The organism is Advenella kashmirensis WT001, from assembly GCF_000219915.2.
GTDB classification, from domain to species: domain Bacteria; phylum Pseudomonadota; class Gammaproteobacteria; order Burkholderiales; family Burkholderiaceae_B; genus Advenella; species Advenella kashmirensis.
The window spans coordinates 484,697-511,248 of the sequence record NC_017964.1; the positions used below are offsets into that span (position 1 = coordinate 484,697).

Genomic DNA, 26,552 nt, shown 5'->3' on the forward strand with positions numbered 1-26,552 from the left:
ATTTCAGGCGCGATTGCTGACCATCGACTTCAACACGCCATCGCGCCTGATCAACCCGTGGAACAACCCTGCTGCCTGGTGTAGTAATACCGTTGCGAACAGTAAATAGGCCAAATAGCGATGGGCTGCGCGCAACACGGCGAATACGTCTGCGTTTTCAGGTGCAATGGCCGGGATGGTCCAGGCGCCGATGAGGGTCACGGGCGTGCCGCTGGCCGAGACCATGGCCCAGCCGATAAGCGGCATGGCAAACATGAGCAGATATAGCAGCCAATGCGAGGCCAGCGCGACGTGCTTTTGCCATTCGGGCATGTCAGCCGGCAATGGCGGTGTGCCTTTGGTCAGGCGCACGATAAGCCGGATACACACGAGCAACAGCAGCGCGGCGCCCAATGGCTTATGAATGGCCAGCAACCAGTTGTGTCGCTCGGACACCGAGGCGACCATACCCACTCCGATAAACAGCATCGCCAGGATCCCAGCGGCCATTAACCAATGCAGCACTCTGGCGGGCAGACTGAAACTCGCTTCCTGTGTTTTATCAATAGAATGATTCATTTTGAGTGCTCCGATGAGGCGGCAGAAGAGGACGGGGAGGGGCGGCTCAGGCCTTCGCGGGTTCGCCGGTCGACCGAGGCGGCATAAACGGAGGATCGCGCCGGCAGCAGGGGATCGTCCGAGATGGCCATGCCTTGTGGCAGTACGGTAGGATCGAAGTTGATATCGCGGCAAGGTCCGTGATCCTGGGCCTGGCTTTTTTCAATCACAATAGTCCCAGCCTCTACCTGTCTGCGTGAATCCGGCCACGGTTTCGTGGCGTCGTTGCTTGGGTCGCCGGGATCGGCAACCGTTACAATCAGGCGCCAGCGCAAGGGTCCTTCTGACAATCGCTGAACCAAATCCATATCCAGATAGTTCTGGTCATGTTCGGGTGTGGCATCGTCCGCTGCGGGCGTGCCCAGCGGCACCACGCGCCAGCGCACGTTCTGCCGGACGCCTTCATTATTAGTAAACACAAATGCATTTAGGCTGTAGTAGGCTTCAGTGGCAAAGCTGGCCGATGGGCGCGCTGTCTTGACCCACTTGCGGAACTGCGCCGTTTCAGGATGGGAGGCAAAAAAGGCCTTGATTCTGGCCGGATCCGGTTTACCTGTTTTTGGATCGGGAGCACTGGCCAGCTGTTGTTCGTAGAAACTTTGCGGTGTCGCAACCGGGAAAACCGGCATGCTATTCATGGCGGTGCGCCACTGCTGGCCATCGGGCATGGAGAAGCGCAGGGCGAAGCTGCGGATCGGCACACTGGAGTCGGGGGCATAGGGGTTGGGTCCCGGTAGCGCCAGGCGCCCAACCAGCGGGATCGAAGCGTCAGGCGAGAACATTGGCGTGCTCGATAGCGTCTGTGCAGCGCCACTGCTCTCAAAGTGGCCGGTCACGCAAATCCCTTTGGCGTGATTGCGACGGAAACCAGGGTGACTTTTGCCGCCTGGTTCGAATGTATTGGCAATGCGATCGGCCGTCAGGCGTTGCGGGGCGAGCCAGCCGCCTGTATAGCCAAAGGCGGCGCCAAGGCCCAGCACGGCGGCACCGATGACGGTAAATCGGATGAGTTTTTGCCCGGCAGTTAATCCGGACGGGCGGGTTTCGTTCTTTTCCAGCATCGTACTTCCCTGGCCTGGCGGCCTGTTGCACATGTGGGTATAGACGGCTGCATATTTTTTTTATTCCAAAATGGAATAATATCGAACCACAAGCGTCATACAGAAGCCTTGCATTGTTTGCAATCACTCCGGGCAGAATATGAACAAGCAACGAATTTTCAACCAAAAGGACAGGCAATATGATCCCAGCTCAGAGGATTTACCGCTGATGCCGGACATCGAAGGCAACGGTGATGGCGCCGATGACATGTCCGATGCGACGTTGCGCGAGATGTTGCCGCGGCTTTACCGCTTTGCGCTGTGGCTGAGCAAAGATCCGAGCACAGCAGACGATCTGGTGCAGGCAAGCATAGAGCGTGCCCTTAAATACCAGCATACGCGCAGACCGGACGGAGATTTACGCGCCTGGCTGTTTTCCATTTTGTATCGGCAGTTCATAGATACCAAGCGCCACGCCAGTCGCTACGCACGCTTATTGGAGTGGTTTCGCAAAACCGATGATGCACCTTCGACCGAGCGTCATGTGCAGGCGCGTGCTTCGCTGCAAGCGTTCGAACAATTGCCCGAGGCGCAGCGGACCTGTTATGGCTGATCAGCGTGGACGGGCTCAGCTACAAGGCGGTAGCCGATATGTTTGATGTGCCGCTGGGCACCATCATGTCCCGCCTGTCCAGGGCGCGCGGCGCGTTGCGTGATGCCTGTGACGGTGAATCCAGAGGCCATCTGAGGATACTGAAATGAATGACGATCTACATATTAACGATATGATGCGGCACGCTTATGTGGACGGGCGATTGAACGCGCAAGAGCAAGAAATGATGAACCGCTATCTTGCTGCTCACCCGCAAGAGGCGCGCAAACTGGATGCCTGGCGCAAGGATGCAGCGCAATTGCGGGCGGCATTGCATACTGCCGAGGCGCCGCTCAATCCTGCGCTGGACCCGGTGGCGATTCGCATGCGCCTGAAAGAACGCTCAAGCGCGCGCTGGAAACTGGCGGCCAGCGTTCTCGTCGCTCTTTGTATCGGGGGGCTTTCCGGATGGCAGCTCAACTCCGGGCCGACTGCGCAATCGAGTCTGGCGGATCGTCCGCTGCCCATGCAGGATGCCATTGCTGCATACCGTGTGTTTGCCGGCAATCCTGCTTTGCGCGCCGATGCATTGGCTGCAGAGACGGATTTACAGCAATGGGTGACCGCGAATTTTTCAAATGCGCAACGCCTGCCGGACCTGACAGCCAATGGATTTCATCCTGTTTACGCTCGCATGCTCGTGACCGAGCAGGGGCCTGCTGCCGTCATCATGTATAAGAACGATGCAGGGCAGCAGACCGGATTCTATATCCGTCCGCCCGGCCCGGGCAACAAGCTGCTTCCAAAGGGACAAAGGCAGGAAGGGCCGCTGCTTACCCGTTACTGGTCCGACCATGGCTACAATTACGCTTTGGTCAGCAGTAATGCGATTGTCATGAGCGGTACGGGCTGATCACCGGTTGCTGCGAAACCGACAAAGCTAGCGGTCAGAAATAACCCATGTTCGCCTTGGGACGCGTTACTGTCCCGAGGCAACTTTCGTTATCTCGTATTGCCTGAGAATGGCGGCGGTTTCAATACCCCATCTTGAACTTTTTGTTCGTTCCTGATGGGTTTCAAAGCTTTTGCGATCTACAAACAATTCCTCAACCGCCCATACCAATGGATCAGCGGTGCCTTTTACATCAAAGGCCACGCAACCGGGTTCATTGCTGGTCAATCTGATGTGTTCAGGAAGTAAACGAATGACTGATTCAGACTCTTCAAGGTTCTTGCAGATTAGTTTTCCACTCAGTCTGATCATATGTCCTCCGATTGATCACAAGGCAAAGCCCGCCGTATCCGGCAGGCTGAAGTAGCGCTGATTTTATCGTGTTTTGTCGATTCAGTGGCTCTGTAAGCCAGTCAAATCAACAGGTACGGTACAGGTGTAAGAGATCATAAGAATTATTGCTTAATCGTTCTTTAAAGAAAAATCAGGCCAATCAGGAAATAGGCAATTTGACGAGGGCTGCCTGTAACTTCCAGTGCAGCCGCTTCGTATCATCAGAACTGTACGGTTGCGCCGTCTTCGGGAACATGCACGCGGTCCTGTATGCCTTTTTCCTTCACATATTCCCTGAGTTCTTTACGAGTCTGGGCCATGTGATTGATGGCATCCATATGTGTGGCAACAATCGTCGCACCAGGCGCTGCCTGCGCAGCGCGCAGCACGTCTTCCTTGCCCATGATAATGGAACCTTCAAAGCCGTCCATCATGGCATAGCCGGCATTGATCACGATAACTTGTGGATCGTACTGGGCCAGTGCCTGGTCCACTTCGTCACGCCAGATGGTGTCGCCCACAAGATATAGAGTTTTGTGACCAGGCGCCTGGAACACGACGCCCATGGCTGGGCCAAGGGCTTTGGCCACTTCGGGCACGGCGTACATTTTATCGGTGCCATGCTGGCCGCCGGTTTTGCTAATAGTCACGCCACCGAACTCGGCCTTATCGGACAGAACGCGCACGTTGGTGAAACCCTGTTCGCGAATCATTGTTGCATCGGCCTGATTCTGGGCAAACAGCGGGATGTTTTTGGGCAGCAGTTTCTGGGCGGCCTCATCCCAGTGATCCAGGTGGGTGTGGGTGATGATGACTGCGTCAACGCCGGCAATAACATCCTTCTCGGACATTGGCAGTTCGACCAGCGGATTGCGCAATTTGCTGCGGTAGGTCCTTCAAACCCGGTAGGTGCCTTTTTTGGCCAGCATCGGGTCGATCAGAAAAGTGGTGTCGGCGTACGTGATTTTTACCGTGGCGTTGCGAATCTGCTGCAACTGCACTTGTTCTGTGGTGGGGGCGGCAGTGGTCGCCTGGGTTTGGGCAAATGCAGCGCCGGTGGTCAGGCTCAGGGCCAGCGCCAGGGAGCTGATGACGGTTTTCATAGACATATGGCTACTCCAATGAATGAGTGATTAGTGAGCCTCTATTGTGTGCCCCACAGGCATTTCGTTAAAGTGGCCTGAATGACAATATTAGATAAAAACAGGCCAAAAGATGGTTAATTTTATGGCCTGAATAAATATATAGGTTAAAATCAGGTCAATTCTTCATTTAAGTGGTGATTCATTTATGTCTCACATTCGCGTAGCCGTGCTGGCTTTTGACGATGTCAGCCTTTTTCACCTTTCGGTTCCCGGTCTTGTCCTGGGCGCCAATAACGGGTCAGGCTCGGTTCAATTCACGATACAGTACGTGGCTCAAACACCAGGCCAGATACGTACAGACCAGGGGGTCATGATCGAGGTGCCCGAGGGCCTGCAGGCATTGCAGCAGGCCGATATCATCATTGTTCCCGCCTGGAGCGACCCGCAAGTGCCTGCACCCGAGGAATTGACCACGGCATTGCGGCAGGCACACGCCAGCGGCAAGCTGATCGTGGGTTTGTGTCTGGGCGCATTCGTGCTGGGGGATGCCGGCTTGCTCGATGGACGGGAGGCGACCACGCATTGGGTGGCGCGCGACGTATTTGCGCGGCGTTTTCCGCAAACTTTGTTCCGCCCCGACGTACTGTATGTGGCCGATGACAACGTGGTGACCTCGGCCGGTACCGTTGCCGCCATTGATTGCTGCCTGCATTTGCTACGCGAGCATCAGGGCTACGAAGCGACCAATCATGTCGCCCGGCTGTTGGTGACGCCGCCGCACCGGCCTGGCGGACAGGCGCAGTATATTGAGCGGCCGGTGCCAAAGCTTGCCGATAGCAATCGTTTGCCCGGCGTGCTGGAATGGGCGCGTGAGCACCTGCATGAACCGCTGTCGCTGGATACGCTGGCAAGCGTGGCCAGCATGAGCCGGCGCACCTTTACCCGGCGCTTTAAGGAAGCAACCGGCACTACCGTCAATCGGTGGCTCAATACCGAGCGGGTTGCCAGGGCGCAGCATTTGCTGGAAACCACAGATTTGTCTATTGAACGCATCACAGCAGAAGCCGGCTTTGGGACAACGCTGGCCCTGCGTCAGCAATTTGCCGCCCAACTGGGTACTTCGCCATCGAACTATCGGCGCAATTTTTGCAAAACAGCGGGCGAGGCGGTGCTGGCGTAGTTGGGTTTTAGCGATGCCAGGTGATATCCGGGGCAGTTTTGTTTCGTCGAAGCAGCATCATCGTACCAGCCAGTTCTCTATCTGCAGGTTGGGTACGCGCGAGAATTCCCGCTCATTGTCTGTTACCAGCACGGCCAACAACGGTAACCGATTTCATAGCGACCCCGTAAAAAATGACCATATGGCTATAATATATAAAATCACCGAGAGCGCAAATAGCTTATCTTCAGATCAGGCACCTCGCCATTGCACTATCTGTGTAATTTTTGCAAAACATGGAGCTTGCTCGCGCAGGTATGGCTGGATTATCAGCGGGTCATTGACTGACTGCATTGGTCGTATAGGCTTGGCCGAAGCGCCGGTGGCTTATCGTGTGGTTGCAGCGTATTCATTGATTTTTTCTTCCACCTGCGCCAATCGGTCTTTTCCGAAGTAAATCTCATCGCCCACGAAAAAGGTGGGCGAACCAAAAGCACCACGATCGCACGCCTGTTGCGTATTGTCGATCAGGCGCTGTTTGATATCGCTTTGCTGGGACAGGTCCATGATCGCTGCGCCATCAAGTCCGGCCTGTTCAAGCGCGCGCAGGATGGTATCGGTATCGGACATATCCAGCTCCAGCTCCCACATGCAGGAAAAAACAGCATCAACATAGGCATCGAATATACCCAGTTTTTCTGCGGCAATGGCGCCGCGCATGATTTTGAGCGTATTAACCGGCCAATAGGGATTTCTGCGGTACTGGTCCAGCTTATGTTTTTTGATGAAACGCTCCACTTCCAGTGCGTCATAGGCTCGCTTGTTGGCTATATGCGCGAAGGCATTGGCCGGAGACTGGTTGTTGGTCAGCTTGAACAGTCCGCCCAGCAAAATCGGCACATAACGAAATGTCTTTCCCGTTCGTGCTTCAATATCGGGAATCACTTTATGGCAAAAGTAAGCGTTTGGACTTCCAAAATCGAAAAGAAAATCAATTGAAGGGGTTTGCATGGAAAAGGCCTTTATTCAGGAATGATCAATTCGGAAACCATATCGCACGCGAACGTGCGACCATATTCACCAGGTTTCCATCCATGGACGCAATTGCGTTTCATGTGTCCAGGCGTTGCGCGGCTGCTGATGAATCTGCCAATACGTTTCCGCAATGCTTTCCGGGTCCACAATGCCTTCCTGATCTTTTAATGCATAACGCTGCGGGAAGGTCTCGCGGATAAACTGGGTATCGATCGCGCCGTCGATAATCGGATGTGCCACGTGAATGCCCTTGGGCCAGAGTTCTCGCGCCATGCTTTGCGCCAGTGCCCGCAGGCCGTGCTTGGCGCTGGCAAAGGCGGCGTAATTGGCCCGTCCTCTCAGGCTTGCCGTTGCTCCGGTGAAAATAATCGTACCCCGTTCGCGCGGCAACATGGCTTTGGTCACTTCGCGTCCCATCAAAAAGCCTGCAAAGCACGCCATCTCCCAGACCTTTGAATAGACGCGGGCCGTGGTATCGGTAATGCTAAATTGAACGTTGGCGCCAATATTGAACACCGCCACTTCAATCGGCGCGATCGTGTTCTCGATATGCTGGACCAGCTCAATCATCTGATCCTCCTTTCGCGCATCACTGCCAAAGCCATGCGCCTGGCCACCGTCATCGATAATCTGTTTTACCAACGGCTCCAGCTTGTCGGCATTGCGGCGTGTCATGCAGGCGATATAGCCTTCACGCGCAAAGCGCCGGGCAATAGCGCTCCCGGTAGCATCTCCGGCGCCCACGACCAGGATTGCCTTTTTTTCATTCATTATATTGACTCCTATGATTTCTCGTTATTGGTTAATGTCGCAGTTGCGCCAGTGCGCCGCGATATTCTCTGTCCAGTTGTGCAATAAGCTCGCTGGCAGGCATAACTGATCGTATATTGCCAACGCCCTGGCCTGCGCCCCAGATGTCTTTCCATGGTTTGACACGGCGTGAGCCAAAGTTCATGCTGCTTTTATCCGCATCAGGGAGGTTTTTCGCATCCAGGCCCGATGCGGTAATGCTACGGGCCAGGTAGTTGCCATGCACGCCGGTAAATAACGGCGTATACACGATTTCCGAGGCATCGCTGTCGACCAGCATTTGCTTGTATTGTGCAGAGGCATTGGCCTCTTCGGTGGCGATGAAGCGCGTTCCCATATAGGCCAGATCTGCGCCCATGGCGCGTGCCGCTGCAATGTGCGCGCCCGAGGTGATCGCTCCTGACAGGGCAATCGGCCCGTCGAAAAACTGTCTGACTTCACTGATAAGCGCAAAGGGACTTAAGGTGCCGGCATGGCCGCCGGCGCCGGCGCACACCAGGATCAAGCCGTCCACGCCCGCTTCCAGGGCTTTGTGTGCATGCCGGATATTGGTGACGTCATGGAACACCAGGCCGCCATATGACTGTATCGGTTTGACAAAATCCGTAGGGGCAGAAAGACTGGTAATGACCAGCGGTACGCGATAACGGACGCAAGCATCCATATCGTGGTCGAGCCGGTCATTGGATGAGTGAATAATCTGGTTGATCGCAAATGGCGCAATCCGCTTTTCCGGCGAAGTTGCACGCGCCTTGTCCAGTGTGGTCGTGATTTGCGCCAGCCATTCATCGAGCTTTTCCATGGGGCGTGCATTCAGTGCGGGCATGGAGCCGATAATGCCTGACAGGCACTGTGCAATAACAAGCGCCGGATTGGAAATGATAAATAGCGGCGAACCGATCACAGGCAGGGAAAGGTTCTCGCGTAAAGCTGCGGGTAATGTCATAAATGTGTCTCGGTAAAAGAGGGCATAGGCAGTTAGTTCGGGGAGGCTGCATGCTGCCCATTGTCGGCGCATGCTGCTAATTGCTTGAGGACATTTTTCAATATCTTCCCTGTGGGGGCAGTGGGCAACGGAAAGAGAAACCGGATCTCGGTAGGCAACTTGTAGGGCGACAGCCGTTCCCGCAGATAGCTGCGAAAGTCGCTCTGGTCATCAGGCTGCTCCGGGCGGTTCAGCTCAATAAAGGCCACGACCTCTTCGTTATGCTCCACCGTTCTTCCAACCACTGCACTATGGATGACGGCAGGGTGGCTGTTAATGACCTGTTCTACTTCCAGCGGATACACATTAAAGCCCGAGCGAATAATCAGTTCCTTGCTTCGTCCTGCAATATGCAACGCACCATCCTCGTCCTGTCGCACCAGGTCTCCGGTACTGAACCAGCCATCGGGCGACAGCACCTCGCGCGTCAATGCTTCGTTACGGTAATAGCCTTTCATGACATTGGGACCGCGTACACGCAGCATGCCCACATTGCCTTTTTCTACCGGTTTGCCGGTCGTATCGACAATGCTGATCTCAATACCAGGGATTGGAAAGCCAACAGAACAGTCTGTCCTGGGTTGATCGATTCTTGTCTGGGCCACCGTTGGGGCGGTCTCGCTCAGACCATAGCCATTGTTCAACGGCAGGCCGAACATCTGTTCAATTTCTTTCTTCAACTTGGGCGTTAACGGCGACCCCGAGGTGCCGATGAACCGCAAGGCGGGGCAGCGTATGGGCAGCGTTTGCGTCTGGGCTTGTTCCAGCAGCCGCGCGAACATGGCTGGTACGCCCACGAATAAGGTAATTTTTTCGTTTGCGATGACCGACAATGCCTGCCGCGCAGAAAACCGGGGTTCCAGCACTACGGTGGCACCGCCCAGAATAGCCCCCAGAAACTGTGTGACCAGTCCCACGACATGGGCCATGGGCAGCACACCATACAGCACGTCACCGGGCTGCATGCGTCTGGAGGTGCATGCCTGGTTGGCGATGAACAGTACATTGGCATGCGTGAGCATCACGCCTTTGGGTGAACCGGAGGTGCCAGAGGTGTAAACCATGGCGGCCACTTGCTCGGCGGGATCGGGCGATGCTGGCTCTGGCACGCTCGCTTCGTTGGGCAAGCCAGTGTAAATATCCCCCAATGCCGCAAATGCCAGTGGTGCTGCCTTATGACGAATGGCATGTTCGAGCGCGTTCTCCGAAACCTGGCATGTGTAAAGCGTGAGGCGCGGCGTTGCATGCTCAATAAACCCGTCTATCTCCCGGGGCGAGAGCCTGGCGTTGACAAAACTGAACCAGGCATCCAGGCGGCTGACTGCCAGCATGATAACGCATGCGGCAACACAGTTTTCGCCGATGATCAGAACCCGATCCCCGGCCCGTACACCCATGTGCCCAAGTTGGTCTGCCAGACGCGCAGACAGCTCGGAGAGCGTTTCATAATCAATGCTGATCAGGCCATCGCGCAATGCGATCGCCTGGGGACTGCGCGCAGCCCAGGCGTCCGCGATCTGATGAATACGACTCAGTTGCCCGGCTTCAGGTCTCCAGCTCACAAACGGCCTCCACTTTTCAATTTTTGTACTGGTTGTGAAGCCATGGTAGAGCAAATCCGGATTAGCCGGCAATATTGAAAAGCGAAAATGCTGTAATGCAAAACTGCAATGCAGTATTGGGTGCCGGGCGGGTCGCTTTTGCCTGTCTATGAGCCCGAGTCGGCATCAACCCTGCGTACAATCTCTGCCGCGGTGGCCAACAGTTTGGGCTTGACCTGGCGCATTAACCGGTCCGCTGTCATGTGACTGGCAGGCCCGGCCGAGCTGAGCACCATGACAGGAAGCCCATTAGAGAACGAGAGCGGTACGGCCAGACCATTGATTTCCTTGTGCCAGTCGCCAAAAGAACGAACGCATCCCAGGGTTAAAAAGTCTTGTCGGCCTTGCTCAATGCCTTGTTTCAGCCGTGGCCAGGAGAAGGTGTCAAATGACCGTATCCGATCCTCCAGCGTGCGGCGTTCTGCGGCATCGACCACGGCCAGATAGGCCTTGCCCATGGCAGTTGGCGCGATCGGAATGCGAGAGCCGATGCCCAGGTTAAGCGTAATCAGCGCGTTGCCACGGTAGCTCTCAATGTAATGCATGCTCATATCGTCGCGAATGCCAAGTGAAATAAGACTCTCGGTTTCCTCCGACAGCAGACGCATTAGTGACTGGCTGATCTGTTTGACATTCAAGCGGGCCAGCGTGGTTCCGCCCAGTGTCAGTGTCTTCATACCCAGCCGATACCTGGGCTGCTGGCCGGTTTTGTGAAGGTAGCCCAGTTTTGCCAGCGTATAGGTCAGCCGGGTAATGGTTGACTTGGGCAAATCGCAACGCAGCGCCAGTTCCTGGTTGCCCAAAAGCTCTTCACCGGAGCGGAAGCATTTGAGAATAGCCAGTCCCCGGGCCAGCGCCGTAACAAAATGGCGGTCACCGCTAGTAGGCTGGTTATCTGGGTTTTCATCTGTCATAACGGCTCCTCGGATTGCAATTAATACTGCATAGCGGTTTTCGTGCTGTAACGAGCAACAATAATAGTACAGAATACGCAGCAAGAACAGACATACGAATGTGCGATGACCGGGTGCACGATAGTGGATGCGGCAGTTGCGCAAGAGGGTATACAAATGCACTGCGATATTGGCATGACAGATCAATTACGGCTGCCTCATGGTGCCTGCCGCCTGATTGAACACCGATCCGAAGATAAGGACCATCACCTTGCACTATATTTATTGCCGGCCCAGGCTCCGGCAGCGCTGACCGATAAGCAATGCTCACATAGCGCGGCCGAAAAGCCGAAGCAGCCCGAACTGATCGCAAAAGCTGAGCAATCACTCAATATTCTTTAATCCAGAAAATTCTGTTCCGGCGGAACATCGGGACAGATGCGTAACCCTGTTCGATAACCCTGAATGCAAAGGAGACATGCATGAATTTATTAAAACGAAAAATCAATCATCTGAACCAGTATTTTTGCAAGATCGCTGTATCCTCGGTCTGCGGCGCACTGTTGGCCGCCGCCCCGCTGCTGGCAGCCGCGCAGGAGGATACAAGCCGTTATCCGGACAGGCCAATTCGCATTCTGCTGCCATTCGCTGCGGGAGGCTCGACCGACGGCCCGATGCGCGTGCTCGCAAAACATGTGTCCGAGTCGCTGAAGCAGCCGGTAGTTATTGATTATCGTCCTGGCGCCGGAGGAACGCTGGCGGTACAGACAGTTCATTCTGCCAAGCCCGATGGTTATACGCTGGCGGTTGCTGTTGCCAGTGTTTATCGCATGCCCTATACCATGAAGGTCAATTGGAACCCGGCAACTGATCTGACTTATATCATCGGTATTACCGGGTATGCCTTCGGCATTGTTGTGCCGGCTTCGTCGCCTTTTACCTCCTTGGATGACTTGATTGCCCACGCCAAAGCGCATCCTGGCAAGTTGACCTATAGCACGCCAGGGGTGGCGACCACTAATCATCTGACCATGGAAAAAGTTTCCCGGCAGGTCGGGATCAAACTGAATCATATTCCTTACAAGGGTTCGGGCGAATCGCTGCAGGCATTACTGGCGGGGCAGATCGATGCCGCAGCCGAAACCTCTGCCTTTGTGCCATTGATACAGGCTGGCAAATTGCGGTTGCTGGCTGTCTGGGGCGACAAACGCATGGCGCGTTTTCCGGACGTTCCAACGCTCAAGGAAAAGGGCATAGATATGGTGCAAACCTCGCCCTGGGGCCTGGTGGCACCAAAGGGAACCGACCCGGCTATCGTGCGCAAACTGCATGAGGCATTCAAGCTGGCCATGGAAACCGAGGAATTCAAAACGATACTGGCGCAGTTTGACATGACCCCGGAGTACAAAAGCTCAGAAGATTTTCAACAGTTTGCTGTCAGCAGCATGCAGAAAGAGAAAAAACTGATCGAAGAACTGGGCTTAAAGCTCACACAATAAAGGATTGATTGCAGTTTGTTTACCGGCAGTGGGTGTCGAGCAGGTGGTGGCTTCGGTAGCAGCGACAGCGCTGCTGAAGCTTGGCGGGCCGCTTGCCTTGGTACCGGGTCATTTGTACGGATTATGATACGGATTGGCCTGAATTTATCTTATATTGTCATTCAGGTCAATTGTCTGCTCGGGGTGTATCGCACATACTCCTGGATATTCAGCGAACAAACGGAATTGACACGATTCTGATGATCGAACGTCCGGAGAGATAAACAACGTGAACGACTCAATTGCAGGCGTGCGCCAGGGCGCAGCGTCATATCCCCTATCCATTCTTGATTTTGCCCTGGCAGGCAAAGGCCTGACGGCGCAGCAGGCGCTAACTGCCAGCATTGAACTGGCGCGTCTGGTAGACCGGCGTGGCTTTAGCCGCTACTGGGTTGCCGAACATCATTCCAGTCCTGGCGTGACCACCTCCTCGCCCGCCATGCTGCTCGCACGCCTGGTGGGCGAAACAAAACAGATCCGTCTTGGTGCTGGTGGCATGATGCTGCCCAATTTTCCGCCGCTGGTCGTTGCCGAGCAATTCGGCTTGCTCGCGTCCATGGCGCCGGGCCGTATTGACCTGGGTGTGGGGCGCGCACCCGGCACGGATATGAACACGGCGGCCGCCTTGCGGCGCGGTCAGATTGGCGCAGAGGATTTTCCGTCGCAGTTGATGGAATTACTGGCGTTTCTGGATGACGACTTTCCCGATTCGCATCCGTTTAAAACTGATGTATATGCCATACCTGGTCCAAGACAGTGCTCAGGAAAATGGTGTACCGGGTTCGTTTGTTCGTCCGCCGATCTGGCTGTTGGGCTCCTCGGACTACTCGGCACGCCTGGCGGCGCAACTGGGCTTTCCGTTTGCCTTCGCCGCTCACCTGGCGGACCAGAATGTGGTTATGGCAATTGAAATTTATCGCCGTCACTTTCAACCCTCGGCTGTGCTCTCGCAACCCTACGTGATTGCCAGCTTTGGTGTGATGGCTGCAGACGATGAGCATGAAGCACGCCGCCAGGCCTGGGCATACTCACACGCCATGATGCGCATGAGTACACGTCGCCCCTTCGTTGTTCCTACGGCCCATGAAGCAGAGGTCTACGATTACTCCCCCGCGGAAAGCCGGATCATGGATATGTGGAATGCCAAAATCATGTGTGGTACCGGCAGGCAGGTCGTAGACCGGCTCAATGCCTGGCAACAACGACTGAATGCGAACGAGCTGATGATCCTTAATCTGGGTCACTCGCCCCAGGCGATCTACCGTTCGACCGAATTGATCGCCGACGCTACGGGATGCCGGAGAACGTCAAACAATAAACGGCATGGCATCACAGGTCGCGAAAAGCCCCCCGGCGTTTTGATCTGCGCCGGGGGCTTTTGCGTTTTCGGGACTGCGGATGTTTACTGCGCTGTCAGATACGATTGCGTCGAGGTCACGGTGCCGTAGCCGAACTCGAAGGCGGCCATCATCGCGGCATGTACATGGGCTGCCGGTACCGTCACACCATCGAAACTCAGATCCAAGGTGGCGCAGGCATCGTGCAATACGGTGACCGGGTAACCCATATCAACAGCGGCCCGTACGCAGGCATCCACGCACATGTGGCTCATGGCGCCCACAATGATTATTTCTTCAACCCCATGGGTATCAAGTTGTTGTCGCAGATCCGTGTCGCGAAAAGCGTTGATATGGTTCTTCACGATAACGGGCTCGTCGCCTACCGGGGCTACGGCCGGCTGTATTTCGACGGCATGGGTGCCTGGCTTGAATATCGGCGCATCGCCGCTGGCCACTTCGTGGCGGATATGAAAGACCGGAATGCGTTTTGCCCGGGCATCGGCAATCACCCTGGCTGCGTTAGCGGTGGCCGCTTCAATGCCCGATAATGGCAGGTTGCCCGAAGGCAGGTATTCATTTTGCAGATCGATGACGATCAGACCACGTTGTTTCATTGTCGACTCTCCTGATAGGGGACGGAAAGCCATATCTTCGCCCGGATCGGGCAAAATAAGAAGTGGCGTAAACGACAACTTTCATGTTGATATCGACAAATGATGTCATTGCGTTATACAGGCAACTGCCTGTGCTTATTTGCCTGCACCTTTTGCGCCGAAGCGGCGACGGTAGTCACCGGGCGAGAGCCCGACAATGCGTGTGAAAACCTTGCGAAACGCGCCTGGGTCGCTGTAACCGACCTCCCATGCCACGCGGTCGATAGAGGTATTGCTAAACTGCAGCAACTCGCGCGCCCGTCCCACCCGCAATCGTTGACAGTATTCGGTGGTCGTCATGCCGGTGGCTTTCTGGAAGCGACGCAGAAAGGTGCGCTCTTGCAGTCCTGCCTGCGCGGCCAGTGTCGACAGTGCCACATCACTGGCCTGAGTGGCCTGCAACCAATGTTGCACCTTGAGCACCGCCGCATCGCCATGTGTCAGGCGTGGCGAGAACACGCTGTAATAGCGTTGTTCGCGACCGGGTGGATCCACCAGCAGTACGCGCGCGGTTTCGATCATGACCGTCGGGCCCAGAAGGCGATCTACCAGCCGCAACCCCAGGTCGGTCCACGCCATCAGGCCGCCGGCCGTAATGATGTCGCCGTCATCGATAATCAATTGGTCGGCATCGACAGACAGTTCCGGGAAACGTTGTTGCAGCAAATCTGCGTAGGACCAGTGCGTGGTTATTCTTCGACCGCTTATCAGGCCGGTGCCGGCCAATACGAAGGCTCCGGCACATACCGAGCCCAATGCCACCCCCTTGGCGTGATGGTCTCGCAACCAGGCCGTCAGCGCTGCAGCTTCGTCCCCACCTACGGGCTCGTCCAGAGAGGGCGGCAAAATCAACGCGGACAATTTGCCGGCAGACTCATCCGGACAGGTGTCTAACACACAGGTTGGTGCTTCGCTTGCGCGGTCCTGACGCCAGTGCGTTACCCTTAAGACCGGAGCTCCTGCTTTTTGATGTGACATCGCAATCCGGTTGGTCACGCCGAACAGGTCGGTCAGTCCCAGTACGGCAGCCAGTTGTGCGCCAGGATAAATTACCAGTCCTATTTCAATCATCATTGATTTCCTGTGCTTCGGAGTTTTCCAAATGTAATGTCAAGTCACTCACACTGGTACCCGTCGATCATATGACAGTGCCAACCATAGGTTACTCCCATGATTGTGACAGCCATGAATTGCTTTAATCATAACCGCCGGCTGCGGATAGTTTTTGATGGGAATGTTGGCCCAGTAAAACAGGGCAGTGCCTCAGTGGCGTGGCTGTATGCGTCGTTCAAAGTGAGAATGGGTTTTCGGCGATTGGGCGCTGGCGTTTTATATCAAACACAACTGGCATTGTTTCTGTCTCTCTTGCCCTCCTGTCATTGTGTCGACGTATACAGAATTTCTTTGATGAATTTTTCCACAGCACGTGAAGCGGCTGTTAATGGATGCTCTCTGGATGTGGCGATCCAGGTGGTTTGCTCCACGCTTGGGTTGCACAGGTAACGAGCGGTTAACTGGTTGTTGCTGATGGCTTTGGCGTAGGTGCCGGCAGGCGATAGCGTCACAAAGCCGGAGGCCAGCATGGCTTCCTGGATTAACGATGAGGTGCCCGCTTCCAGGGCAATGTTCAGAGAGATTCCATGGCTGGCCGCTGCACCAAGGATGCGGTCTGTAAGGCTATTGGGACGGGCCGGCATGGCGATGGGGACTCCCTGCAGAAGGTCAAAGGGAACTTCTTTCTGCCGAAACAAGAGGTGGTTGGGCGTGCCGATGACTGATACCTGGCCACGCATGAGCGGGTCGGCGCAAACCGGCCGGGCATCGCCGTAACGATTGAACACGCCAATATCAACGCGTCCACTGCTTAACCATTCCTCGACCTGGCCGCTGTAGGCTTCCAGCATCCGCAGCCGGATGCCCGGATGCGTGGATTGCAGACGGCGTACCAGGCTGGATGCCAAGTGGCGCGACACTAATGGAATAACGCCAACCGTAACATCTCCTGATAATTGAGCCTGCGTATCAGACACCAGTGCATCGAAGGCTTCCAGTTCGGCTATCAGCGATTGAACGCGCGGCATGATACGTTGCCCGAAATCGGTCAGGGCGACTCCTCGCCCGTGACGATAAAAGAGTTTTTGCCCCAAGCGGCTCTCCAGGCCGGCCACCCGTCTACTCAGTTGGGATTGCGAGACGCCCATCGAAATGGCGGCACGCAAAAAACTGCCATGGCTGGCTACCCGGATAGCGGCTTTCAAGCCTGCAACTGCGATGGAGGAGTCCGCTGTATCGGCCATGTCGGGCTGCTTTTCCTGTTTGTTCGGGGTTTGGGCAGAATTGCATAAATTACATATCTGATATCCTCAAGCTGCGCATTCATCATATATGAAAGTCCCTAGAATCGTCTACAGATTACAACTTCCAAGGAACAGGAATTGACTTCTGAAAACGCTCATGGCCCGCTGCAAGGCTTACGTATTCTGGATTTGTCGACGGTTATAGCAGGGCCTTACGCGTCGACGCTACTGGCAGACTTGGGGGCGGAAGTCCTTAAAGTGGAGCTGCCCGGCAAAGGTGACGGCCTGCGCGCCCTGGCGCCGCACAAAAATGGTGTCCCCCTTTGGTGGAAAGTAACCAATCGCAACAAGCGCGGTATCACGCTTGATTTGCGCAAGGCCGGTGCGAAAACCGTGCTGGAACGACTTTTGCCAGAATTTGACGTGGTTGTCGAAAACTTCCGTCCTGATACTTTGGACCGCTGGGGTATTACCAAGGAATGGATGCATGGCATTAACCGGCGTCTCATCATCTTGCGTGTAACCGGCTTTGGGCAGACAGGTCCCTATCGTAATCGCCCCGGTTTCGCACGTGTTTTTGAATCAATGAGCGGTTTTACCCGCATGTGCGGGGAGGTGGGGGGCGGTCCCTTGCATCTGGGCTATCCCATCTCGGATGCGGTGGGTGGCCTGTTCGGTGCTATCGGTATCCTGGCCGAACTCAGCCGCTTGCGTGCCCAACCGGAGAGCAATGGCCAGGAAATTGATGTCTCCGTTACCGAAGCCATGCTACGGACGCTGGATTTTCTCGCCATCGAGTATGACCAGTTGGGAGCAACACGGGTTGGTTCGGGTAATTTGAGTCAGTATGCAGCTCCCGGCAACATCTATCGCACTCAGGATGGGAAATGGGCGTCCATTGCGGCATCCACTCAAAGCATTTACGAAAGACTATGCCATGCCCTGGATCTGCCGGCTTTGCTGGAGGATCCCCGCTTCGTGGACAATCCCACGCGTGTAATGCATCGCGAGGCATTGGATGGCCTGCTTTCCGAACGTATCGCCAGTCTGACCCTTCAGCAGCTGCAGCAACGGCTGGATCGCGCGCATGTCGGGTTTTCGCCCATTTATGATGCATCGGATGTCATGGCAGACCCGCATTTTCAGGCGCGCGAAGCCATCGTGACTGTCGATGACGACGAATTGGGACCGGTACGTATGCAATGCGTTGTGCCGCGCTTTTCAGAAACGCCTGGAAAAATTCACAGCACGGGGCCTGGTATCGGCCAGGATAACAAGGCCGTTTATACCTCTTTGGGCTTTAACGATCAGGAAATGGAAGAAATGCGCCACCAGGGCGTGATATAGACGGCGGCACAATGACGTCAGATCTACAACAACCAAAGGAGACTATTGATGAAAAGGCTGATGTTTTGCCTATTGATGGCGATGGCGGCTTCATTCGCCCAGGCGCAGGGAGATAAGGTAAATAAGATTATTGTTGGGTTTCCTCCAGGGCAAGCGACAGACCAGGTTGCGCGTCTGCTTGCGCAGGAGTTATCGCGCGAGTTGCAGGAAAACTTTATTGTAGAGAATCGGCCAGGGCAGGGTGGCAGCGTAGCCCTGGCAGCGCTCAAGCGTAGCGAGCCGGACGGTCGCACCATGGTGCTGGCAGCCCTGGCTTCTCTCGTCGTCAATCCGCATCTGTATAAAAATGTAGGCTATGCGACACTGAGTGATTTCGAGCCCGTAGCGTTGGTGGCGGACCTTCCCATGCTGTTGGTTGTCAATCCAAAGTTGCCCGCGCAATCCTATAAAGAACTGGTCAGTTATGTTAAAGACCACCCGGGTAAACTGAACTATGCGTCATCGGGTAACGGAACGCTGTCGCATCTGGGAATGGAAGAGCTCAAGCGGCATACTGGGATGAAAATCGCGCACATACCTTATTCCGGCAGCGCGCGCTCGATGGCAGACGTGGTTGGCGGCGGTGTTCAGGCAGCCATCGACACCGTAGCGGTCACCCAGACACAAATACGCGCCGGAAAACTACGACTTCTGGCAACCACTTATTCTGAAAGATTGCCGGCCTTTCCGGATATACCGACACTGGCTGAGTTGGGAGTAAAAGACTTCCGGCTCAGCGCCTGGCTTGGTCTGATGATGCCCAAGGGTGTGCCGCCTGATCGCGTTGCCAGGCTGAATAATGCGGCAATGAAAGTAATCCAGTCAGAAGCGGTGCGCAGCAAGTACGCCGCGTTAGGCGCCGTGCCGCGCACGATGCCAACGCCGGAATTTCGCCGATTCATGGCGGCCGAATACGAACGCTGGGGCAATGGCGTGCAGCAGGCGGCTTTGACGGTTGATTAGCATTGCAGCATGACCACAAGACTAAAGCCGAGCGTGTGGCGACAGCGGACGGCACAACATTAAATCATTATATAAACAGGAGTGAAAATGTTTAACGCATTGGTAATAGATAAGGACGACAAAGGGTATCGAACCGTCCAGTCCCGAGTGGATCCGGCACACTTACCCGAAGGCGACGTCCTGATTGACGTTGAGCATTCCACGTTAAATTACAAGGACGCCCTGGCCATTACCGGTAAGGGGCCGGTGGTACGCCAATTTCCCATGATTCCGGGCATAGATCTATCCGGCATCGTACGGGAAAGTCGGCATCCCGATTTCAAGGCAGGCGATGCCGTCATTATGAATGGATGGGGCGCGGGTGAAACTCATTGGGGCGGGATGGCGCAAAAGGCGAAGGTACAAGGCGACTGGCTGATCCGACGCCCGGCCGCAATTACCTCGGAGCAGGCAATGGCTATAGGCACAGCGGGCTACACCGCCATGCTTTGTGTTATGGCGCTGCAAAAGCATGGTCTTGAAGCTGGCGACGGTGATGTTCTGGTTACCGGTGCAGCGGGTGGTGTTGGCAGTGTGGCCGTTGCGTTGTTGAGCACACTGGGTTACCGTGTTGTGGCTTCTACCGGTAGGCCCGAAGAGGCGGACTACCTTAAGCGCCTGGGCGCAGCGGACATTATTGACCGCAATACACTGAGTGTACCCGGTAAACCGCTGGCCAAGGAACGCTGGGCAGGCGCTGTCGATAGTGTGGGCAGCCATACGCTGGTCAATGTCTGCGCGGGAACCCGATACGGTGGCATCGTCGCCGCTTGTGGTCTGGCGCAAGGGATGGATTTTCCGGCCACGGTAGCACCCTTCATTTTGCGTGGCATCACCCTGGCAGGCATTGACAGCGTGTATTGTCCTCGCAAGCATCGCCAGTCTGCATGGGATGCGATTGCTCGCGATCTGGACCCAGCCAAACTGGCGGTGATCGGCCAGAAAATCATATCGCTGGAGCAGACGCTTGCAGTGGCCAGTGAATTATTAGCTGGAAAAGTGCGCGGGCGGGTGGTAGTGGATGTGAATCGCTGAATCGCCTGGCGTGGCAAAGCTGAGGTCGACGTTTGAGAATCAAGCGTCGACTTTTAGCGGACAGTTTAATTTTAGTTGCGCCTTGGCCGTCTTTGTTGGTAACACATCCAAGCCGTTTGCCAAACCTCTCGCGCAAAAAATAACCCACCGAAGTTGATATAACTTTGGTGGGTTTTGTCTGAAATTGAGCGGTAATTAGATAGAATAAAAATCGACAGACTTTATTCTTCCACATCAACATCTAACAACAGCTTGCCTTCTTACTCCACCGTCACGCTCTTGGCCAGGTTCCTTGGCTTGTCCACGTCAGTTCCACGTGCCACTGCCGTGTGATACGACAGCAGTTGCAGCGGGATGGTGTGCAGGATCGGAGACAGTTTGCCGTAGTGCTCTGGCATATGAATCAGGTGCATGCCTTCGCTGGCTTTGATTTTTGAATCACTGTCGGCAAACACATACAGCTCGCCACCACGTGCGCTCACTTCCTGCATATTGGATTTGAGTTTCTCCAGCAGTTCGTCGTTCGGTGCAATCGTGACCACTGGCATTTGTTCTGTCACCAGCGCCAGCGGGCCGTGTTTCAGTTCGCCTGCAGGATAGGCTTCAGCGTGGATGTAGCTGATTTCCTTGAGCTTGAGCGCGCCTTCCATGGCAATTGGGTAATGCATGCCACGTCCCAGGAACAGGGCGTTTTCCTTGTTGGCAAAACGGTCGGCCCAGCCGATGATCTGTGGCTCCAGTGCGAGGACGGCGCCAATCGCGGTGGGCAGGTGACGCAGCTGTTTGATGTACTGGTTCTCCTGTACATCGTTCAGCCGACCCTTGACCTTGGCGATGGTCAGCGCCAGCAGGAACAGGCCAACCAGCTGAGTGGTAAAGGCTTTGGTCGAGGCGACACCAATTTCCACACCGGCGTGGGTAATGAAATTGAGCTTGCATTCGCGCACCATGGCGCTGGTTTGCACGTTGCAGATGGTCAGCGTGTTTTCCATGCCCAGTGTGCGCGCGTGCTTGAGCGCGGCCAGTGTATCGGCGGTTTCGCCAGACTGGGAAATGGTAATGACCAGTGACTTGGGGTTGGGTACGCTATCACGATAGCGATATTCGCTGGCAATTTCCACGTTCACTGCGATTTTGGCGATGGACTCGATCCAGTATTTGGCGGTCAGGCCGGCATAGTAACTGGTGCCGCAAGCCAAAATAAGAATGTTATCTATGTCCTTGAAGATTTTTGCAGCATCATCGCCAAACAGTTCAGGCTCGATGGATTCGATACCGTCAATGGTATCGCCCACGGCGCGAGGCTGTTCGAAAATTTCCTTTTGCATATAGTGGCGATAGGGGCCCAGTTCGGCAGCGGCGGTATGCGCGTGCACGACATTGACCTTGCGTTCCACGGCTTTGCCATCAATATCTACAATCCAGATTTTCTGCAACTGCAGGTCAACCACGTCGCCATCTTCCAGATAGACGATTTTGTCGGTGGTTCCGGCCAGCGCCAGGGCATCGGACGCCAGGAAGTTTTCGTTTTCTCCGCGACCCACGATCAACGGAGAGCCGTGGCGTGCACCCACTACGCGATGGGGTTCATCGTGGCAGAACACGGCAATGGCGTAGGCGCCGGTCAGGCGGCGCACGGTTTGCTGGACGGTTTCGAACAAGTCGCCGTTGTACAGATGGTCAATCAGGTGGGCAATCACTTCGGTGTCGGTCTGGCTTTCGAAAACGTAGCCGTGGCCCTTGAGTTCGTCACGCAGTTCGTCGTGATTTTCAATAATGCCGTTGTGAACCAGCGCGATACGCGGCTTGCCGTTGGCAGGGCCGGAAAAATGCGGGTGAGCATTACGCGTGGCAGGCACGCCGTGCGTGGCCCAGCGGGTATGGGCAATGCCGGTAAAGCCGGCGATGTTGTCTTCCCTGATCTGGGTTTCGAGTTCCGAGACGCGTTGCGTGCTGCGGGTACGGCGCAGTTCGCCGTCCATATGCACCGCAACACCACAAGAATCGTAACCGCGATATTCAAGCCGTTTAAGGCCTTCGACAAGAACTGGTGTGATGTCACGTTGCGCTACTGCGCCGACAATTCCGCACATGCGTTTACTCCATTTATTCTGAATAGGAAAAGCGTATTGTGCGCCTCAAGCAAAGAAATTAATGTTCTAATTTAAATCCAATATGAAATATTCATTCATTTATCAATAAAAACGATGTTTTATTTCATTTATATTAAAATATGAAATTATATTTCATTACAAAGCTGTAATAAGACGCAAATTCGTGGCTGCCTGCTCACAGTGGGTCAAAGCATCAGCAGCTCGAAAGTGCGCTTTCAAGGAAAGCAATGGAACTTGATGAACTGGATAAACGTATTTTGCAGCAACTGCAGAAGGATAGTGGCCTGACCAACCAGGCACTGTCTGAGCGGGTGCATGCGTCGGCGCCTACCTGTCTGCGGCGCGTACGTCAATTGTATGAGCATGGCATTATTCAGAAAACGGTGGCGATTGTAGACCCCGCTTTGGTGGCCACCACGCTGACGGCAATTGTAGAAATTACGCTGGATGTGCAGACCGCAGAAGCCTACAGCGATTTTGAAGAGCGCGTGGCCCAGGAGCAGAGCATTCTTCAGGCCTACAGGGTTTCCAGCGGTCCCGATTTTGTATTGATTGTGCAGGTCCGCGATATGCCGGCCTATCACGCCCTGGTTCATCGCTTTTTTACTGCGCAGAAAAATGTGCGGAACGTGCGCAGTTTTTTCTCTGTTCATCGCAGCAAGTTCGAAACGCAGATTGCGATTGACTGAGTTGTGAAGCGTATCACTAGCATCATGTGGCAATGAACGGGTAATACGGCTATGAAGCGTGATTGAAGCGGAGTACAACGCCATGAGGCTGGCGACCAAAGGCGCTGTTGCGATGGGCGCTATTGGGCCTGGCTGACCAATTGCTCGAACTGCGCCAGATAGCGCGCGCTCATGCGGCCAATATCATGGTAGTCCTGTACGTAGTGCCATGCCTTGTCGGCACGCAATTTGGCCTCTACAGGATGGGCCAGCGCCTGTTGCAGGGCTGCCGCCATTTGGTCGTCATCGCCGGTCTCGCACAGGTAGCCGCGTTGGTCATCCAGCAGTTCGGCCAGTCCACCGGCATTGGTTGATACCACCGGTATGCGCAAGGCGAACGCGTCCAGTACGCTGCTGCCCAGCGCTTCTTCGCGACTGGCCATGACAAAAATATCAAACAGGCTATATAAGTCTTCGATATTCTGGCGAAAGCCCGCCAGGTGGTACACCTGTTGCAGGCCGTGCTCCTGAATCAGCGCCCGGGCCTGTTCTGAGCAGTCGCCCTCGGCGCCAAAGTGCAGGAAAATAAAGTCCTGGCGCAGCGCGTGCAGGCGGGCGACGGCGCGAATCAGGGTGAGCGGGTCCTTGACGGAAACCAATGCAGCGCTGGTGGCCAGCACTTTTTTTGTTGCCGATGGCAAATTCGTCACGAACCTGTTGAGCATGCGCCGTGTTGATCTGCCTGGGCTCGATCGCGCTGGAAATCAGGATGGGATCGAGCCCCAGCCGGCGTGGCTCGGCCGCTGCCATCTGGCTGATAGCCACAAACAGATCTGCCTGGCGCCACTTGCGTAGCGTGCGCCATTGTCGTTGCGGTTGGACGGGCAGGGAAGTGCGGCGGGTAAACACCAGACGGGCTTTGCCGAAAAAGCGGCGGGCAATGGCTGCCCAGGTAAGGGAGCCGGCGGTTTGCACATGAACAATGTCGAAATCACGGGCATGGCGCAATAAATACAAGGCCTGCTCAAATGGCCGCTGGCGCGTCACAACCGTAAAGCTTTCCTGTTGCGCCGCCTGCGCCAGTGGCTGGTCGTTGCGGGCCAGCAGGCTCACTTCATGCCCGGCATCGCGAAACGCGCGCATGCAGTAGAGCGTCTGGCGTTCACCGCCACGCCAGCCTTTTTCGAAATTTACCTGCAGGATTTTCATGATGACTATGCTTGTGCTGAATCAGCGCGGCGGCTTGGCCTGCCGGGTGCGGGACCACAGGCAGGCATATTTGTTGAAGACCGATTGGGCAGCCATGACCGACAGCAGAAAGCCAGCCCTGCCATCCAGTATGCCCAGGCGCAGAAAATAGGTTCTGAAAAAACGCGCGGCCGCATGCAAGGTGGCGGTGGCAAGCGACCCCTTTTTGCCGGCGGCGGCCCGCTGTTCTGCCCAGGCAATGGCGTAGCCTGCCGATTTACGCAAATGCTCATCGACCGTGGCGTAGGTAAAGTGCAGCAGATCACCCTGCAGCGTTGCAAGCCGGGCGCCGGGCGGCAGTACGAGCGACTCATGCACCAGGGCATTGTCGTATTGCGTCAGGCCCCGGGGGTGCAGGCGCTCCACATGTCCCGGATACCAGCCGCAATGACGAATGAATTGGCCGAACGCCCAGCTCAGTCTTGCCACTTGGTATATGGTGTTGTCCGGAGGGTTTTGCAGCACGGCTTGAATGCTGGCGCGCAGTTCTGGCGTGACGCGTTCGTCGGCATCCAGCCACAGGATCCAGTCGGCGGTCACATGTGTTTGCGCGCGCTGTCGTTGCGGACCGAACCCCGGCCAATCGCTGCTGGTGTAGAAAGCCTGGGTGTAACGGCGGGCGATCTGTTCGGTGGCATCGGTGCTGCCCGAGTCCAGGATCACGATTTCATCGACCCAGCCGGCGACCGAATCCAGGCACGCGGCCAGGTTTTGCGCTTCGTTCTTTACGATCAGCGCAACGGCCAGGGTGACGCGTCGAGTGGGACGGGCTGCTTCAGCAGGCATCGGTGTCGAGACCTTTTATATAGCGGAACAGATTGATGATAACGGCGATTATAACCAGCGAGCTGGCAAAGCCCATCACGTACATGGGCCCGCGTACCTGATCGACATGAAAGCTGATGGCCACGCATGCTGCGCCAATACCCTGGCCAAACAGGCGTGTGGTTGCCTGTACGCCACCGGTGGCGCCGCTGCGTTTCAGTGGGGTGGACAGCAGCATGGCGCGGTTATTGGGTGTTTGGAAAAAGCCAAAGCCCATACCGGCCACGAACATGGGAGCGACGTAATACCACAGGGAAATATCGGCAGGCAGCGCCATCAGGGCAATAATGCCGATGGCCATCAGGCTGCGCCAATACCAGCCAGCAGAGAGGCCTTGAAATAGCGACACAGCTTTGCCGACAGCGAAGCAATAACCACACTGCCTACCGGCCAGGCTCCGAACAGCAGACCAACCTGTTGCAGCGGCATGCCCAGGTTGTGCTGATAATAAAAGGGCAGCGCCAGCATGGATATCATCTGCGCGGTAAAGGTGAGCGCAGAGACGATGACGGCGTATTTGAATATAGGGTAACGAAACAGATCAACCGGCACCAAGGGCGTTTCTTGTGGCCTTGAGCGTCGCAGCAGCACATAGCCGCTGACTGCCGCCACGCCAAGCATGAACAGGCCACGACCGGGATTGCGGCCGATGGCATCCAGGCCGATCAGCAGGATTGCGAAGGTAAAAATATTCAGTATGGCGCTCAGGTAGTCAAAGCGACCTTTACTGCGCGAAGCGGCCTCTGGCAGGTAGCCGGCAGCATACATGGCAAACAGGCAGATCGGCACGGTAAAGCCGAAGATCCATTGCCACGAAGCGACAGATAAAATGGCCGCCCCCACAGAGGGTCCGACCACGGACATGACGCCAACCGTCATAGCGTTGATGCTGATGCCCGCGGCCAGCTTGTGAGCCGGATAAATGTGGCGCACCAGGCCGCCAAACAGGCACATCATGGATGAGGCGCCCAGCCCTTGCAGCATGCGCGCGGCTACCAGGCTATGCAGGTTGCCGGAAAACGCGCATAGCAGAGAGGCAATGGTAAAAAGCGCAAGGCCCAGTCGAAACATGAGCTTGAAGCCCACGCGCTCGGCCACTGCCGATAAGGGCAGCAGGGTGGCCATCACGGAAATGGTATAGGCGTTGACGATCCAGATGGAATCGGCCTCGCCCACGTTCAGTTCACGTGAAATGGTCGGCAGCGCGATATTGGCGATGTTGGCGTCCAGTACCGTGACGCCAATACAGCACAGCAAGGCGCCCGCAGCCCACTGGCGAGCCGGGGCCGGCAGCCCGGTGGTGTTTCTGGCCGCGGCCGCCGGGGCTGGCTTGTCGGGATTGCGGGTTGGGGCTTGGTTCATGC

27 protein-coding genes and 2 pseudogenes are annotated in these 26,552 nt (G+C 55.6%); 11 read left to right on the forward strand and 18 right to left on the reverse strand.

Translation table 11 applies throughout. The annotated features are described in order from the left end of the window. Positions 1 to 3: 3 nt before the first annotated feature. Together TKWG_RS02260 and TKWG_RS02265 are read right to left on the reverse strand one after the other, a co-directional pair. Positions 4 to 558 (reverse strand): cytochrome b, encoded by a 555-nt coding sequence (locus TKWG_RS02260; protein WP_014749268.1) that lies wholly within the window; start codon positions 556 to 558, stop codon positions 4 to 6. After that, positions 555 to 1,658, reverse strand: coding sequence for a catalase family peroxidase (locus TKWG_RS02265; RefSeq protein ID WP_014749269.1), 1,104 nt, complete (start codon positions 1,656 to 1,658; stop codon positions 555 to 557). The genes TKWG_RS02260 and TKWG_RS02265 overlap by 4 nt, the downstream gene beginning before the upstream one ends. Before the next feature lie 247 nt (positions 1,659 to 1,905). On the opposite strand from TKWG_RS02265, the pseudogene TKWG_RS02270 reads away from it, so the two are divergent. Both TKWG_RS02270 and TKWG_RS02275 read left to right on the forward strand, forming a co-directional pair. After that, positions 1,906 to 2,399: pseudogene (locus tag TKWG_RS02270) on the forward strand (sigma-70 family RNA polymerase sigma factor). Then, entirely contained in the window at positions 2,396 to 3,142 is a 747-nt protein-coding gene (locus TKWG_RS02275) for an anti-sigma factor family protein (protein WP_014749270.1), read from the forward strand. The pseudogene TKWG_RS02270 and the gene TKWG_RS02275 overlap by 4 nt, the downstream one beginning before the upstream one ends. Positions 3,143 to 3,208: 66 nt before the next feature. Here the strand turns inward: TKWG_RS02275 and TKWG_RS02280 are convergent, their stop codons facing one another. The 3 genes from TKWG_RS02280 to TKWG_RS24375 form a co-directional block, all read right to left on the reverse strand. Next, on the reverse strand, positions 3,209 to 3,493 hold the full coding sequence (locus tag TKWG_RS02280; protein WP_014749271.1) for a putative quinol monooxygenase: 285 nt from the start codon (positions 3,491 to 3,493) through the stop codon (positions 3,209 to 3,211). 242 nt (positions 3,494 to 3,735) lie between these two features. Continuing rightward, on the reverse strand, positions 3,736 to 4,392 hold the full coding sequence (locus TKWG_RS02285) for an MBL fold metallo-hydrolase (RefSeq protein ID WP_322786597.1): 657 nt from the start codon (positions 4,390 to 4,392) through the stop codon (positions 3,736 to 3,738). Between the two features lie 18 nt (positions 4,393 to 4,410). After that, a complete protein-coding gene (locus TKWG_RS24375; RefSeq protein ID WP_238534295.1) occupies positions 4,411 to 4,623 on the reverse strand; it encodes a hypothetical protein in 213 nt (70 codons plus the stop codon). 181 nt (positions 4,624 to 4,804) lie between these two features. On the opposite strand from TKWG_RS24375, the gene TKWG_RS02290 reads away from it, so the two are divergent. Beyond that, on the forward strand, positions 4,805 to 5,779 hold the full coding sequence (locus TKWG_RS02290; RefSeq protein ID WP_014749272.1) for a GlxA family transcriptional regulator: 975 nt from the start codon (positions 4,805 to 4,807) through the stop codon (positions 5,777 to 5,779). Positions 5,780 to 6,145: 366 nt separating this feature from the next. Here the strand turns inward: TKWG_RS02290 and TKWG_RS02295 are convergent, their stop codons facing one another. The 5 genes from TKWG_RS02295 to TKWG_RS02315 form a co-directional block, all read right to left on the reverse strand. Beyond that, a complete protein-coding gene (locus tag TKWG_RS02295; protein WP_014749273.1) occupies positions 6,146 to 6,769 on the reverse strand; it encodes a 2-hydroxychromene-2-carboxylate isomerase in 624 nt (207 codons plus the stop codon). A 66-nt stretch (positions 6,770 to 6,835) separates the two neighbouring features. Further along, positions 6,836 to 7,564: an SDR family oxidoreductase gene (locus tag TKWG_RS02300; protein WP_014749274.1), complete on the reverse strand. Its 729-nt coding sequence runs from the start codon at positions 7,562 to 7,564 to the stop codon at positions 6,836 to 6,838. Positions 7,565 to 7,595: 31 nt separating this feature from the next. Then, positions 7,596 to 8,549, reverse strand: coding sequence for an NAD(P)H-dependent flavin oxidoreductase (locus TKWG_RS02305; protein ID WP_014749275.1), 954 nt, complete (start codon positions 8,547 to 8,549; stop codon positions 7,596 to 7,598). A 32-nt stretch (positions 8,550 to 8,581) separates the two neighbouring features. Beyond that, the gene (locus TKWG_RS02310; protein WP_014749276.1) at positions 8,582 to 10,150 is read right to left on the reverse strand and encodes a class I adenylate-forming enzyme family protein; all 1,569 of its coding nucleotides are present in this window, start codon (positions 10,148 to 10,150) and stop codon (positions 8,582 to 8,584) included. A gap of 146 nt (positions 10,151 to 10,296) precedes the next feature. Continuing rightward, the gene (locus TKWG_RS02315) at positions 10,297 to 11,103 is read right to left on the reverse strand and encodes an IclR family transcriptional regulator (RefSeq protein ID WP_014749277.1); all 807 of its coding nucleotides are present in this window, start codon (positions 11,101 to 11,103) and stop codon (positions 10,297 to 10,299) included. A 174-nt stretch (positions 11,104 to 11,277) separates the two neighbouring features. Here TKWG_RS02315 and TKWG_RS02320 point away from each other — a divergent pair, with 174 nt between their 5' ends. The 4 genes from TKWG_RS02320 to TKWG_RS23905 all read left to right on the forward strand — a co-directional run bounded on the left by TKWG_RS02320 (position 11,278) and on the right by TKWG_RS23905 (position 14,068). Further along, the gene (locus tag TKWG_RS02320; protein WP_148274462.1) at positions 11,278 to 11,484 is read left to right on the forward strand and encodes a hypothetical protein; all 207 of its coding nucleotides are present in this window, start codon (positions 11,278 to 11,280) and stop codon (positions 11,482 to 11,484) included. 80 nt (positions 11,485 to 11,564) lie between these two features. After that, positions 11,565 to 12,581: a tripartite tricarboxylate transporter substrate binding protein gene (locus TKWG_RS02325; RefSeq protein WP_014749279.1), complete on the forward strand. Its 1,017-nt coding sequence runs from the start codon at positions 11,565 to 11,567 to the stop codon at positions 12,579 to 12,581. Between the two features lie 268 nt (positions 12,582 to 12,849). After that, complete coding sequence (locus TKWG_RS23900) at positions 12,850 to 13,530, forward strand: MsnO8 family LLM class oxidoreductase (protein WP_202947758.1); 681 nt, start codon at positions 12,850 to 12,852, stop codon at positions 13,528 to 13,530. Beyond that, entirely contained in the window at positions 13,430 to 14,068 is a 639-nt protein-coding gene (locus TKWG_RS23905; protein ID WP_238534372.1) for an LLM class flavin-dependent oxidoreductase, read from the forward strand. Before TKWG_RS23900 ends, TKWG_RS23905 begins: the two co-directional genes overlap by 101 nt. Here the strand turns inward: TKWG_RS23905 and TKWG_RS02335 are convergent. The 3 genes from TKWG_RS02335 to TKWG_RS02345 all read right to left on the reverse strand — a co-directional run bounded on the left by TKWG_RS02335 (position 14,023) and on the right by TKWG_RS02345 (position 16,910). Beyond that, positions 14,023 to 14,574 carry a cysteine hydrolase family protein gene (locus tag TKWG_RS02335; RefSeq protein WP_014749280.1) on the reverse strand — a complete coding sequence of 184 codons (552 nt, stop codon included), beginning with the start codon at positions 14,572 to 14,574 and terminating at the stop codon, positions 14,023 to 14,025. The two genes, TKWG_RS23905 and TKWG_RS02335, sit on opposite strands and share 46 nt — an antisense overlap. A 135-nt stretch (positions 14,575 to 14,709) precedes the next feature. Then, positions 14,710 to 15,687: a GlxA family transcriptional regulator gene (locus TKWG_RS02340; RefSeq protein WP_202947759.1), complete on the reverse strand. Its 978-nt coding sequence runs from the start codon at positions 15,685 to 15,687 to the stop codon at positions 14,710 to 14,712. Positions 15,688 to 15,989: 302 nt separating this feature from the next. Then, positions 15,990 to 16,910, reverse strand: coding sequence for a LysR family transcriptional regulator (locus TKWG_RS02345; protein ID WP_014749282.1), 921 nt, complete (start codon positions 16,908 to 16,910; stop codon positions 15,990 to 15,992). Between the two features lie 138 nt (positions 16,911 to 17,048). Between TKWG_RS02345 and TKWG_RS02350 the strand changes: the two genes are divergently transcribed. From TKWG_RS02350 to acuI, 3 genes are all read left to right on the forward strand, one after another. Next, positions 17,049 to 18,257 carry a CaiB/BaiF CoA transferase family protein gene (locus TKWG_RS02350; protein WP_014749283.1) on the forward strand — a complete coding sequence of 403 codons (1,209 nt, stop codon included), beginning with the start codon at positions 17,049 to 17,051 and terminating at the stop codon, positions 18,255 to 18,257. Between the two features lie 48 nt (positions 18,258 to 18,305). Continuing rightward, positions 18,306 to 19,259: a Bug family tripartite tricarboxylate transporter substrate binding protein gene (locus tag TKWG_RS02355; protein ID WP_014749284.1), complete on the forward strand. Its 954-nt coding sequence runs from the start codon at positions 18,306 to 18,308 to the stop codon at positions 19,257 to 19,259. Positions 19,260 to 19,346: 87 nt separating this feature from the next. Further along, a complete protein-coding gene (gene acuI / locus TKWG_RS02360) occupies positions 19,347 to 20,333 on the forward strand; it encodes an acrylyl-CoA reductase (NADPH) (protein WP_014749285.1) in 987 nt (328 codons plus the stop codon). 260 nt (positions 20,334 to 20,593) lie between these two features. On the opposite strand, the gene glmS is transcribed toward acuI, so the two are convergent. Then, positions 20,594 to 22,426, reverse strand: a complete 1,833-nt coding sequence (gene glmS, locus TKWG_RS02365) for a glutamine--fructose-6-phosphate transaminase (isomerizing) (RefSeq protein WP_014749286.1) — start codon at positions 22,424 to 22,426, stop codon at positions 20,594 to 20,596. Between the two features lie 248 nt (positions 22,427 to 22,674). Between glmS and TKWG_RS02370 the strand changes: the two genes are divergently transcribed. After that, positions 22,675 to 23,136: an Lrp/AsnC family transcriptional regulator gene (locus TKWG_RS02370; protein WP_014749287.1), complete on the forward strand. Its 462-nt coding sequence runs from the start codon at positions 22,675 to 22,677 to the stop codon at positions 23,134 to 23,136. Positions 23,137 to 23,255: 119 nt separating this feature from the next. Here TKWG_RS02370 and TKWG_RS02375 read toward each other — a convergent pair. The 4 genes and pseudogenes from TKWG_RS02375 to TKWG_RS02385 all read right to left on the reverse strand — a co-directional run bounded on the left by TKWG_RS02375 (position 23,256) and on the right by TKWG_RS02385 (position 26,550). Continuing rightward, positions 23,256 to 24,324 (reverse strand): annotated as a pseudogene (locus TKWG_RS02375) (glycosyltransferase). A 21-nt stretch (positions 24,325 to 24,345) separates the two neighbouring features. Further along, positions 24,346 to 25,149: a glycosyltransferase family 2 protein gene (locus TKWG_RS02380; RefSeq protein ID WP_014749288.1), complete on the reverse strand. Its 804-nt coding sequence runs from the start codon at positions 25,147 to 25,149 to the stop codon at positions 24,346 to 24,348. Continuing rightward, positions 25,139 to 25,489 carry a hypothetical protein gene (locus tag TKWG_RS24380; RefSeq protein ID WP_050981507.1) on the reverse strand — a complete coding sequence of 117 codons (351 nt, stop codon included), beginning with the start codon at positions 25,487 to 25,489 and terminating at the stop codon, positions 25,139 to 25,141. The genes TKWG_RS02380 and TKWG_RS24380 overlap by 11 nt, the downstream gene beginning before the upstream one ends. Continuing rightward, positions 25,489 to 26,550 carry an MFS transporter gene (locus TKWG_RS02385; RefSeq protein WP_050981508.1) on the reverse strand — a complete coding sequence of 354 codons (1,062 nt, stop codon included), beginning with the start codon at positions 26,548 to 26,550 and terminating at the stop codon, positions 25,489 to 25,491. Before TKWG_RS02385 ends, TKWG_RS24380 begins: the two co-directional genes overlap by 1 nt. Between the last annotated feature and the right edge of the window lie 2 nt (positions 26,551 to 26,552).